We start from the raw sequence: 12,097 nt of genomic DNA, 5'->3' as shown, positions 1-12,097 counted from the left end.
ATGAGGTTAGATTTAAATTTAATAAAAACATTGCATCCTCTTGAGATTAAAGTAATTGCAAACAATGAAGAAGAGGATGAGATTTCTGCTTCAATTGTTATTGAAAAATTAGGGTTTAATGAAGGTCAAGCAAATAAGACAATTGAATGGTTAAATTCCAAAGGTATTATTGAAGAGATTTATAGAAAATCAAATGTATTTTATAAAGCGACAGAAAGGGGTCTTAGTGTTTTAAGAGATGGGTTTGTTGAAGAAAAAATAATAAATCTAGTATCTCAAAAGGCAGTGCTTGCTTCAAATTTAGCCTTAGAGCTTGATATTGATGTTAAAGAAGTGAGAAAAGCCTTTGGCAATTTGTTAAAAGAGGGCATTCTTTCTCTTGATTTAAATAAACAGATTATTGTAAATTGTTTAGACGGCATAGAGGCTAATTATCAAAAAGTACGTGTTTTGTTAGAAAGAGCAAAAAGTAGCGATCTTCTTAGAGAAAGTTTGACAACCAAAGAGTTTTTATTAATGTCAAATTTTTCTAAGAAAAAAGGAGCAGATTCTGTATTTTTTAAAATAATAGAAAAACTTGATTTAAAGTTTAGATTATCTAGTTTTGGATTGGAAGTTAAAAATTTTTTAATGAAAAGTAAATTGACCGGGGATGAGCTTACTAAGCTTACTCCCGAAATTTTAAAAAATAAAACATATGAGAATAAAAAGTTTAGAGCTTACAATATCCATATTCCATCAGCTAAAACTTTTATTGGGCGTGCCAATTCTTATTTAGATTATATTTCTAAAATTAAAGACAAATTAGTAGGTCTTGGCTTTCAAGAGTTTGATGGTCCTTTAGTAGAAACAGAATTTTTTAACAACGATGCTCTTTTTATGCCCCAATTTCATCCTTCTCGTGATATTAAGGATGTTTATTACATTTCAGATCCTAGTATGCAAAAATCTTTACCCGAACCTTATTTTTCTAATGTAAAATTAGCCCATGAAACAGGATATTCAACAGGTTCAAGAGGCTGGAGATATAGTTTTAGCGAAGATCTTTCTAAGAGATTGGTTTTAAGAACTCATGGTACCGTTCTTTCTGCAAAACAATTAATTAATGCTAAAAGTCCAAGCAGATATTTTGGAGTTATTAGATGTTTTAGATATGATCAAGTAGATGCAACTCACGGAGTAGATTTTTATCAAACTGAGGGGATTGTTATTGAGGATGGTGTTAGCATTAAAACTTTGCTGGGCCTTCTTGAGATTTTTGCCAAAGAACTTGCGGGTGCTACAGAAGTTAAATATGTTCCTGCATATTTCCCCTTTACTGAACCTTCGATTGAAATACATGTAAAACATCCTGTTCTTGGCTGGTTTGAACTTGGAGGAAGTGGAATTTTTAGGCCGGAAGTTACAAAGCCTTTGGGTATTGATATACCCGTTATTGCTTGGGGGATTGGAATAGATAGAATGGCTTTAATGCACTTGGGTCTAAATGATTTAAGAGATCTATTTACTTATGATATTGGTGATGTTGTTTTAAGACGAGGAAAGATAGATGCCAAAGGTAGAAATTTATAAAAATCTTTTTTTAGATAAAATAGGAAAAAATTTTACAAATTTAGAGATTTCAGAATTACTTGAACCATTTAAAGCAGAATTTGATGGGTTTGATGAAAGTTCCGGAAAAATTAAAATAGAATTGAATGATACAAATAGGCCAGATTTGTGGTCTTATTTAGGACTTGCTCGTCAGATAAAAACGTATTTTTTTGGAGAAATGCCTTATTATGATTTTTTTTCAAAAAAGGGAGATTTTAAAAAGTTTCATGGTGAAATTTTAGTGGATGGCAAAATGTCTCAAATCAGACCGTTTATTTTTGGATTTTTAGCAAAAGGATTAATTGTTGATGATAGAATGCTTGAGACATTAATTCAATTTCAAGAAAAACTTTGTCAAAATTATGGACAAAAGAGAAGAAGAGTTGCAATGGGGATGTATAATTCTAATTTTATTAAATTTCCAATAAGGTATATTGCATCATCTCCTAATCACAAATTTGTTCCCTTGGGAATGGATTGTGAGCTTTCTCTTTTAGAAATAAATGAAAAACATCCCAAAGGATTGGAATATTCCCATATTATCAAAAATTTTGATAAGTATCCGTTATTATTAGATGATAATAATAATGTAGTCTCTTATCCTCCAATAATTAATTCTAACAATATTGGATCTTTAAAGGTTGGTGATACTGATTTGTTTATTGAGGTTACAGGCATTGATTTTGAAGCAACTTTGTTGGCGTTGTCTATAGCGGCCTGTGATTTTTATGATATGGGTTTTGAAATTTTGCCCGTAAAAACTGTGTTTAGAGAGTCTTTTGGTTTAGATTTTAAAGAATTAGTATGTCCTTATTATTTTCAAGAAGAAGTGGAGTTTGATGTTAAAAATATTAATAGACTGCTTGGAAGCAATTTAACATTAGAGCGTATTTGCCTTAGTTTAAAAAAAATGGGAGTAAATTCTTATTCTAGAAATTTAAAAAACTATATTATTCCACCTTTTTATAGGAACGACTTTCTTCATGAGGTTGATGTAATTGAAGATGTAATGATAGGGGAAGGTCTTTCAAGTTTTAATCCAGAGCTTCCTAAGACTTTTGCGGTGGGAAGGCTTAGTCCTTTAGAAGAGTTTTCAAGGAATGCTAGAAATTTAATGGTGGGTATGGGATTTCAAGAGATGATTTATAATTATATGGGTTCTAAGAAAGATTTTATTGACAGAATGAATATTAATGATCAAAATTTTTTAAAAGTATCTAATCCAATGACAGAAAATTATGAATATATTAGGGCATCAATAATTCCTAATTTATTAAAATCAGAAAGCGTTAGTTCTAATTTTACTTATCCACACAAAATTTTTGAAATTGGTAAGGTGGCTTTAAAGAATCTGGATACTACTGAGGGAACAAGTACTTTTACTAATTTAGCTTTTTTAATGTCTGGTAAAGAAATTTCTTTTAATGAGATTAATTCAATTGTTGCAACGCTTTTTTATTATTTAAATATTGAGATTAATTTAATAGAATCAAAAACCACTTTTTATATTAATGGTAGGGGAGCGGATATTTTAATTGAAGGCTTTAATATAGGTAGTTTTGGCGAAATTTCACCTTATGTTTTAAATAATTTTGGTATTTTTATTCCATGTTCTGTTTTTGAGGTTAATATAAACGAACTTATGAGTCGATCTTAAGCATTGAATATTGGTTTTAGCAACGTTAAGATTAATATTCAAATTTTTAAGAGAGGCTTGAAGTTTAGATATGTTAGAATTTGAAACTATTAATATAAATCTAACCAAAAAGGAAAATCTGTCTCAAAAAGAGGTAGATTTTATTGAAGATGTAATAATTGTGGGATCTGGCCCGGCTGGATTAACAGCCGGGATTTATTCTGTTATGAGCAATTATAAGGCCGCTATTTTGGAAGGGCCTGAACCTGGGGGACAGCTTACTACAACCACAGAAGTTTATAATTATCCTGGCTTTAAAAATGGAATAAGTGGTAGAGATTTGATGTTAAATATGAGGAAGCAAGTAGTAAATCTTGGGGCTAAAGCTTTTCCCGAAACCGTTTTTTCTATAAAAAGGAAGGGTAATATTTTTTACCTTTATACAGAAAATTATATTTATAAAAGTAAAGCTGTTATTATTGCTGTGGGATCAAAACCCAAAAAACTTGAAACTATCAAAAATTCAGATTTATTTTGGAATAAGGGTATTTCGGTTTGTGCTATTTGTGATGGACATCTTTTTAAAGGGAAAAGGGTTGCAGTAATTGGTGGAGGCAACACCGCCCTTTCAGAATCGATTTATTTAAGCAAATTAGCGGACAAGGTTTATCTTATTGTAAGAAAAGATAATCTTAGAGCTATTGCTATGTTAAGAGATAGTGTTGCAAAGTTGCCTAATATTGAAATTTTGTATAATTCAGAAGCCATAGAGGTAGATGGCAAATCTTCTGTTTCTTCGGTTAAGATTTTTAATAAAAAAGATAATGTTGTTTATGAATTAGAAGTGAGTGCTGTATTTATGGCTGTTGGTTATAAGCCAAATACAGAATTTTTAAAGGGATTTTTGAATTTGGATGAAGAAGGATTTATTGTTACTAAAGATGTTGTTAAAACAAGTGTTGATGGTGTTTTTTCGTGTGGAGATGTTAGCAACAAACTTTATGCTCAAGCCATTACGGCTGCTGCTGAGGGGTTTATTGCATCTGTTGAGTTGGGAAATTTTTTAAAATAATTTTTATTAAGATGTTTTTGTTTTTTTAAAATGAAGTTTTTATTTAATTTAATGCTTTAGAGTAGATTTAATTGCCTTTTGATTTCAAAGATTAAAATACCCGCAGATACAGAAACATTAAGTGAGTCTATTTTCCCGCTAGTTGGGATCCTTATTAAAAAATCAGAATTTTCTTTTATTAGCTTGTGTACACCTTTTCCTTCATTTCCTAAAATAAGTGCAATTTTTTTGTCGTTTATTTTGAGTTTGTTTATATCTTGTCCTTTAATGTCGCTAGTGTATATCCAAAAGCCGTGGGTTTTTAATAGATTTATTGTGTTGTTTATGTTTGTCACTGTTATTTTTTTTACATATTGACTTGCGCCAGAGCTAGTGCGCAAAACTGTGGAATTGTCTTTTGCGCTGCGTTTTTGAGTAGTAATTACAAGATCTATACTAAACTGTTCTGCTGTTCTAAGGATTGCTCCAAAGTTTTGGGGATCTTCTATTTCGTCTAGAAGTAAAATGAAAGCATCTTCTTTTTTTTTAAATGTTTCTAGTAAGTTTTCAAAATCTTTGGCTTGTGTTTTTACATTTTTATTTTTTTCAATTTTTAATTTTAATGCAAATCCTCTGTGATCTTTATTTTTAAGAATTTTGTCAAGCTCATTTGTACTTATTCTTATTATTTTTACATTTTGTTTTTTAGCCAGTCTTTCGATTTCTTTAGTTTTTGAACTTTTTTTTGATATATAAAGTTCAAATCCTTTATTATTTTTTATGCTTTCAATTATTGAATTGGCATGAGTTATGTACATATTACACTTTGAGTAAATCTATTTCATCACCGTCTCTTAATTCTTTTCCCAAGTTTTCAAAAAGTTTAATAGCATTAGAATTTAAATTTTTAGGTGTTTTTATTTTGGTGATTAATATTAAATTTCCAAACTTTTCTGTTTGAAGAATTGGCATTCCTGCGTTTTTAATTAAGATTTGTTCTTCATTTTCAATTCCTTTTGGAATTTGTATTTTAATCTCTTTTGAAGCGATTGTTTTTATTTTTACTTCTTTTCCAAGGGCTGCTTGAATAAAGCTTATTGGAAGCATTGCATAGAGATCTTTACCATTTCTTTTAAATATTTTATGAGATCTTATTAATATTTTTACATAAAGATCGCCATATTCTTGGTTGTCTGGATTAACATTTCCCTTGCCTTTCATTTTTATTTGTTGGTTATTATCAATGCCTGGGGGAATGTTTAATTGAATAGTTTCTTGCTTTGCAAGGCTTCCTTTTCCCCTACAAGATTTACAAGGGTTTGATATTATTTTACCCTCGCCGTAACATTTAGAACATGTTGTTGTAACCCTGAAAAATCCTCCGCCTTGTACGACTCTCCCGCTGCCGTTACACATGTTACATGTCGAAGGACTTGTACCTTTTTCGGATTTTTTACCGAAACAAGAATTGCACAGTATTTGTCTTGTTATGTTTATATTATTTTTATATCCGAAGTATGCATTTTCAAGAGATATTTCTATGTTATATCCTACGTCTTCACCTTTTGCATGTTTTCTATTTTTTTCTTGTCCTTTGTTTCCAGTGAAAAATGAATCAAAAATATCGCCAAAATCTTCAAAGATGTCTGAAAATCCACTAAATCCACCTGAAAATCCTTCAAATCCTCCCCCTTCAAAAGCGGAATGTCCAAATCTGTCGTATTTAGCTTTTTTATTATCATCTATTAAAACTTCGTAAGCTTGAGTAGCTTCTTTAAAGATAGAAGCGGCTTCTTCATTCCCTTGATTTCTGTCTGGGTGATATTTAATTGCTATTTTTCTATAAGCTTTTTTTATTTCATCTTTTGAGGCTCCTTTTGAGAGCCCCAAAATTTCATAATAATCTTTTTTCACTATTTTTTATCCTCGTCAACAACTTCGTAATCAGCCTCTTTACCCTCTTCGCTTGTATTGCTTTGGGTACCAGTTTCTTGTTGGCTGCTTGCATTTTGCTGGGAAGAATCTTTATACATCATCTCAGCTATTTTGTAAGAAGCTTTTTGAAGTTCTTCTGTTCTAGATTTTATAAGTGAAATGTCTTCTTTTTCAAGACTTTCTTTTAATTCTTTTATTTTACTTTCAATAGCTTCTTTGTCTTCGCTTGAAATTTTTTCAGAATATTCTTTTAATGATTTTTCTGTTTGATAAATTAAAGAATTAGCTGTATTTTTTGCCTCAATATTTTCTTTTAATTTTTTATCTTCTTCCGCATGAGCTTCTGCATCTTTTACCATTCGATCTATTTCTGATTCAGAAAGCCCCGATGATGATTCAATCCTAATTTTTTGTTCTTTGCCTGTTCCCATATCTTTTGCAGACACGTGAACTATTCCATTAGCATCAATGTCAAAGCTAACTTCAATTTGAGGCACTCCTCTTGGTGCTGCTGGTATTCCATCAAGTATAAAATTACCAAGTATTCTATTTTGTGATGCCATTTCACGTTCACCTTGAAGTACTTTAATATCAACAGAGGTTTGATTATCAGCAGCTGTTGAGAATACTTGACTTTTTTTTGTAGGAATTGTAGTGTTTCGTTCAATAAGCTTAGTCATAACACCACCTAGTGTTTCTATTCCTAGTGAGAGTGGAGTAACGTCAAGGAGTACCATGTCTTTAGTTTCTCCTGTTAGAATACCACCCTGAATAGCAGCTCCAATTGCTACGGCTTCATCTGGATTTACTCCTTTATTAGGATCTTGTCCAAATATATCTTTTACAATTTTTTGAATAGCAGGAATTCTTGTTGATCCACCTACAAGTATTACTTCATTGATATCAGAAGCTTTAAGCCCCGCATCTTTAATAGCCTTAAGGCATGGTTCTTTTGTTTTTTGAACCAAATGGTCTACCATTTGTTCGAATTTTGCTCTTGTTAGAGTATATTGTAAGTGTTTTGGACCATTTGCATCTGCTGTAATAAATGGAAGGTTTATTGAAGCTTCTTGAGCGCCCGAAAGCTCTATTTTAGCTTTTTCAGCCGCCTCTTTGAGTCTTTGAAGAGCCATTTTGTCGTTTGATAAATCAATAGTGCTTTCTTTTTTGAATTCTGAAATTAAATGCTTTATTATCTCATCGTCAAAATTGTCACCACCAAGATGTGTGTCTCCGTTGGTTGACTTTACTTCAAAAACACCATCTCCAAGTTCCAATATTGAAATGTCAAATGTTCCTCCACCAAGATCGTAAACAGCAACAATTTCTTCGTGTTTTTTTTCAATTCCATAAGCAAGAGCAGCAGCAGTTGGCTCGTTAACAATTCTTTTTACTTCAAGACCCGCTATTTTGCCAGCATCTTTTGTGGCTTGTCTTTGAGCATCATTAAAGTAAGCAGGAACTGTGATAACAGCCTCTGTAACTTTTTCACCTAAGTAAGCCTCTGCTGTTTCTTTCATTTTTGTAAGAGTTGCTGCTGAGATCTCAGGCGGTGACATTTGCTTTTTTATATTGGAAATGTTTACTCGTGCATCACCATTTAGTCCTTTTTCTATTTTATAAGGAACCATTTTTATTTCGCTTGCAACCTCTTCAAATCTTCTTCCCATAAATCTTTTAATAGAATAAATTGTATTTTCAGGGTTTGTAACCATTTGGTTTTTTGCGACTTGCCCTACAAGTCTTTCGCCTTTATTTGTGTAAGCAACAATAGATGGAGTAGTTCTTCCTCCTTCTGAATTTTGTATTACAACTGGTTTTCCATGCTCCATTATAGCTACGCATGAGTTTGTTGTTCCTAGGTCAATACCTATTATTTTGCCCATATTATAAACCTCCTTTTTTTCTAATTAATTTTTACTTTGAGCAACTTTAACTTTTGCTGTTCTTAATATTCTGTCGTTGTAGCAATATCCTTTTTGGTACACCTCTACTATTTCTGGATTTTTAAGACCTTCTTTTTCTTCAATGCTTATTGCTTCATGACGACTTGGATCAAAATTTTCGCCATTTTCTCCAAATTTTTTTAAATTATATTTTTTATCAAAGATTGATAGTATTTCATTTTCAATCATACTGATTCCTGTTAATAAGTTGTCAAAATCTTTGGATTTTTTTGAAGAGTTAATAGCTCGTTCTAAGTTATCAAGAAAATTAACGACATCTTTCATTATGGTTTCGTTTGCAAATTTAACAAAATTGTCTTTTTCTTTTTCTAATCTTTTTCTGAAGTTTTCAAATTCTGCTTGTTTTCTTAAATACAAATCTTTAAGATTGGAGATTTCATTTTCAAGCTCAGTAATTTTTTTATCAGAATTTACTAAATTTAAGTTTTCTTTTTTTTGAGATTTTGTATTTTTATTATCTTGTTTGTTGGTTTTCTCAGATTCGCTTTTAGTTTCTTTTTTTTCCATTTTTCCTCCTTTGATAAAGCATTTTATCTTTAAAAAAAATATTTTACAAATTTTTTTCTTTCTTAAAATTTAATAAAATTGATTCATTTTGATCATTTGAAAGATGTATATTTTTCTTTAGCTTTCAGTAATAGTGTTGTATTGATACATATTGTTATTTGGTAAAATGTTCGTGTGTATTTTTTTGTCAAAATAAAAAATTTTAATTTTTTTTATTTATAAGAATATTTTTGGTGTCATTTTTTGGTTTTGTTTGTTTTTAGTGCTTTTATGACGCTCTTAATATTAAGGTATTGTTAAAATGTGGATGAGTATTGGTTTTGCGAAGCTATTAATTTTTTTTGTTGTAATTTAATGTATTATTGCTTATTATTTACCTATGAAAATAAGCATTGCTCAAACGAGATACAGAGCCTTAGATTTTGATAAATATATTGCTGACTTTAAAATTAATTATGATGAAGCTTTGCTAAGGGGATCGGACGTTTTAGTTTTTCCTTCTATGTTTTTATGCAATACTAAGTATGGTGAGTTGCTTAGGCGTTCTAAATATTCTCAAAATATATGTAAGTTCATTGAATTTATGAAAGAACAGGTTGATGATAACATTTTAATTGTTTTTGGTCATAGTGTATATAAGGGTGGCAAATTTGTAGATGTTATTTCTGTCATCAGTAATCATAAAGTTGTTCTAACTGTATCACAATGCAATTTGCCTGGGTTTTTTAGTTATAAGGGCAATGTATTTGCTGTATTAAATTTTAAGGATGCTTTGTTATTTGAAGAATTAGTTCCCAAATTTGGCGAGGATTTAAAGAAGGCTCAGTACTTAATAATACCGTCCAAATCTTATTTCACTAAGGAAAAGAATAATCTTAGGTTAAAATTCTTTGAAAGAGTTGCTATTGAGAATAATCTGGATGTTGTTTATTCGAATTTTTATGGAGCTGAAGATTCTGCAGTTTATGATGGGTGTAGCTTTTTTGTTAATAGTTTTGGCAAGATAAAACAAGCCAAAGGATTTGAATTTGATTTTATATCTAATGATACATTTCAAGATTTAAAATTTGATGCATATAATGAGCTTTTTGAAAAAATTATTTTAGCAATATCTCTTGTTTTAAGAGAATATGTTTCTTTTTCAGGATTTTCTAAAGTTCATTTGGGAGTATCTGGAGGTATTGATTCTGCTCTTGTTGCATATCTTGCATGTTTTGCTTTGGGTGCTGAGAATGTTGTTGGGATTTCTATGCCTAGTAAATTTTCATCGGCAGATTCTATTTCTGATGCTAAAGAACTTTCTAGAAAACTAGGTTTTAAATTGATTGAAATGCCAATAAAAGATTTATTTGAGGTAAGCAGTAGATTTTTTGAAGGATATTTTGATGTTAAGGGTGTTACTGGGGAAAATTTACAAGCTCGGTTAAGGGGGCTTTTATTAATGTCTTATAGTAATTCTCAAAATTCTTTGCTTTTAAATACTGGTAACAAAAGCGAGATTGCAGTTGGTTATTGTACCCTTTATGGGGATACTTGTGGAGGACTTTCTTTGATTGGAGATCTTTTTAAGACGGAGGTTTATGATCTTGCAAAGTATATTAATGCAAAGTTTGACCAATGTATTATTCCTGCTAATATTATTTTAAAGGAGCCTTCGGCTGAGTTAAGGTTTAATCAAAAAGATAGTGATTATCTTCCAAAATATGAAGTTCTTGATGTTATTTTAAATAGATATTTGATTGACAATGAATCTTCAGATTCAATTTATCTTCATTTTAAAAAAGGTATAGTTGATAAAGTTTTAGATCTTTATTTTAAAAATGAATACAAAAGAAGGCAGGGGGCTCCTGTAGTTAAAGTTTCTAAAAAAACCTTTGGTTTTGAGCTTTCAGTACCTATTTTGAATAATATGATTTGAAATTATGATTGGAGCTTAGTTTTGAATTTATCAAAGCATAATGCTTTTAGAGATGATTTTTCAATTTTAGAATTTATCATTAATAAGAGAATCGATATAAAAATGGATTGGGATTTTGAAAAAATTGTATTTTTATTAAATGAATTAACTAGGTTTGCATTAAGTGGTTGTGCTAAATTAATTTTAGATTTTAAATCTGATGGGTCTATTGTAATTTAAGTTGATAAGTAAATTGCGCAATTCTTATTCAAAGCAATCAAAAAGCCTGGTAATTTTGTTCTTGGGGAAAGATACAATATCTACTTGTGAATAAGAGTATATCAAAGATGTGTTAATTTCAGAGAGTATTTTTATTGTTGATTCTATTGATGGAACCTTTTCTTTTGCAGCGGGTCTTTCTTTATATGGAATATCACTAGCATATGCTAGTGGCGGCAAAATTATTGAAGGAATTATTTTCCTTCTTTTAAGCGGAGAGTTTTTTATTACTTCTAAAGATAGTGTATTTTATGCTAAAAAAACATTGGTAGCTATCCTTTAAAAAAAGATTTTAATAAATTTATTTTTACTAATTCTGAATGTTATAATATTCATAGTTTGCTTAGCCAGTTTCAAGGTCTATATAAGGTCATTTAATCTTGATATTTCTTCTAATATTCATATTAATGGCTCTTGTGTCTATTCTTTTGCCAAACACAGGTTCTTATAAGGCCTATTTTTCTTTTGTAGGGCTTTGGTATAAGCTATTGGGAATAAATTGGACATGTTTGGTGAATTTTATTGTGCTAATAAAATGAGATTGGATATTTTAGATTCAATGTATATTTAGAGTCCAATAATCATAAAAGATGGCCCTTGAAATATTGTTGATTTATTTTGATAATAAATCAACAATAAACATTGTAAGACAAGACGCAAATAAAAAAATTAATAAGTAATAAGATATAAAAAGAATTTGAAAATTATTATTTATGTTTTGCAGTTTTGTTGTTATTAGATTCAATATCTAGCGTTTTGATTAGCTTGTTTAAGGTCCAGCTTGAAAATTTTATGTAAAGCATTTTAATTGGATTTTTTGTATTCTTTTTTAGCACTTTTAACGATTCTATATTCATTAAAGCTATTATTTCTTTTAGTGTTTTTGGTAAGTTATTGAAAATTTTGGAACCTACTTTATGTCCTTCTAGAATAAAATTTTGAAGAGTTATTTGATCTTTTTTTTGTAGGCGCCTCATATATAGCTTCAAAATACGCTCTTGAGATTTCATGATTTCTGAATTAATTTGTTCTTGTTTTTTAGTAATTTTTTTCTTGTTTTCAATAATAGGTTTTTTAGGCAGAGACTTGTAAGGGTTTGTTCCTGGAATATAATTTTTAGGAATTTTCATATGTTTTACTCCTATTTAACTAGCTAACCTATAATTTTATTATTTTTTTTGTTTTTATGCAATCAATATTGATATTTTGATTTTTTATGATTAGAATCATCA

At 29.9% G+C, this 12,097-nt stretch carries 9 protein-coding genes and 1 pseudogene; 5 read left to right on the top strand and 5 right to left on the bottom strand.

All coding sequences use genetic code 11. The features are described 5' to 3' along the window. From pheS to trxB, 3 genes are all read left to right on the top strand, one after another. On the top strand, positions 1 to 1,572 hold the full coding sequence (gene pheS / locus HNQ06_RS01720) for a phenylalanine--tRNA ligase subunit alpha (RefSeq protein ID WP_184107248.1): 1,572 nt from the start codon (positions 1 to 3) through the stop codon (positions 1,570 to 1,572). Continuing rightward, positions 1,550 to 3,250: a phenylalanine--tRNA ligase subunit beta gene (pheT, locus tag HNQ06_RS01715; protein WP_184107247.1), complete on the top strand. Its 1,701-nt coding sequence runs from the start codon at positions 1,550 to 1,552 to the stop codon at positions 3,248 to 3,250. The genes pheS and pheT overlap by 23 nt, the downstream gene beginning before the upstream one ends. Positions 3,251 to 3,320: 70 nt before the next feature. Further along, on the top strand, positions 3,321 to 4,301 hold the full coding sequence (trxB, locus tag HNQ06_RS01710; RefSeq protein ID WP_184107246.1) for a thioredoxin-disulfide reductase: 981 nt from the start codon (positions 3,321 to 3,323) through the stop codon (positions 4,299 to 4,301). A gap of 56 nt (positions 4,302 to 4,357) precedes the next feature. On the opposite strand, the gene rlmB is transcribed toward trxB, so the two are convergent. The 4 genes from rlmB to grpE are packed head-to-tail and all read right to left on the bottom strand — an operon-like array spanning position 4,358 to position 8,689. Further along, positions 4,358 to 5,098 (bottom strand): 23S rRNA (guanosine(2251)-2'-O)-methyltransferase RlmB, encoded by a 741-nt coding sequence (gene rlmB / locus HNQ06_RS01705; RefSeq protein WP_184107245.1) that lies wholly within the window; start codon positions 5,096 to 5,098, stop codon positions 4,358 to 4,360. Position 5,099: 1 nt separating this feature from the next. Continuing rightward, a complete protein-coding gene (gene dnaJ, locus HNQ06_RS01700) occupies positions 5,100 to 6,194 on the bottom strand; it encodes a molecular chaperone DnaJ (RefSeq protein ID WP_184107244.1) in 1,095 nt (364 codons plus the stop codon). After that, complete coding sequence (gene dnaK, locus HNQ06_RS01695; RefSeq protein ID WP_184107243.1) at positions 6,194 to 8,101, bottom strand: molecular chaperone DnaK; 1,908 nt, start codon at positions 8,099 to 8,101, stop codon at positions 6,194 to 6,196. Before dnaK ends, dnaJ begins: the two co-directional genes overlap by 1 nt. A 24-nt stretch (positions 8,102 to 8,125) precedes the next feature. After that, positions 8,126 to 8,689: a nucleotide exchange factor GrpE gene (grpE, locus tag HNQ06_RS01690; RefSeq protein WP_008882627.1), complete on the bottom strand. Its 564-nt coding sequence runs from the start codon at positions 8,687 to 8,689 to the stop codon at positions 8,126 to 8,128. 379 nt (positions 8,690 to 9,068) lie between these two features. Between grpE and nadE the strand changes: the two genes are divergently transcribed. Both nadE and HNQ06_RS05820 read left to right on the top strand, forming a co-directional pair. Continuing rightward, positions 9,069 to 10,607: an NAD(+) synthase gene (gene nadE / locus HNQ06_RS01685; RefSeq protein WP_184107242.1), complete on the top strand. Its 1,539-nt coding sequence runs from the start codon at positions 9,069 to 9,071 to the stop codon at positions 10,605 to 10,607. A gap of 102 nt (positions 10,608 to 10,709) precedes the next feature. Further along, positions 10,710 to 11,545 (top strand): annotated as a pseudogene (locus tag HNQ06_RS05820) (inositol monophosphatase family protein). A gap of 27 nt (positions 11,546 to 11,572) precedes the next feature. On the opposite strand, the gene HNQ06_RS01675 reads toward HNQ06_RS05820, so the two are convergent. Beyond that, entirely contained in the window at positions 11,573 to 11,995 is a 423-nt protein-coding gene (locus tag HNQ06_RS01675) for a hypothetical protein (RefSeq protein ID WP_006433858.1), read from the bottom strand. Positions 11,996 to 12,097 lie beyond the last annotated feature (102 nt).

The organism is Borreliella lanei (assembly GCF_014205895.1).
Taxonomy (GTDB): Bacteria; Spirochaetota; Spirochaetia; order Borreliales; family Borreliaceae; genus Borreliella; species Borreliella lanei.
This window is presented reverse-complemented; position numbering and strand designations above follow the sequence as displayed.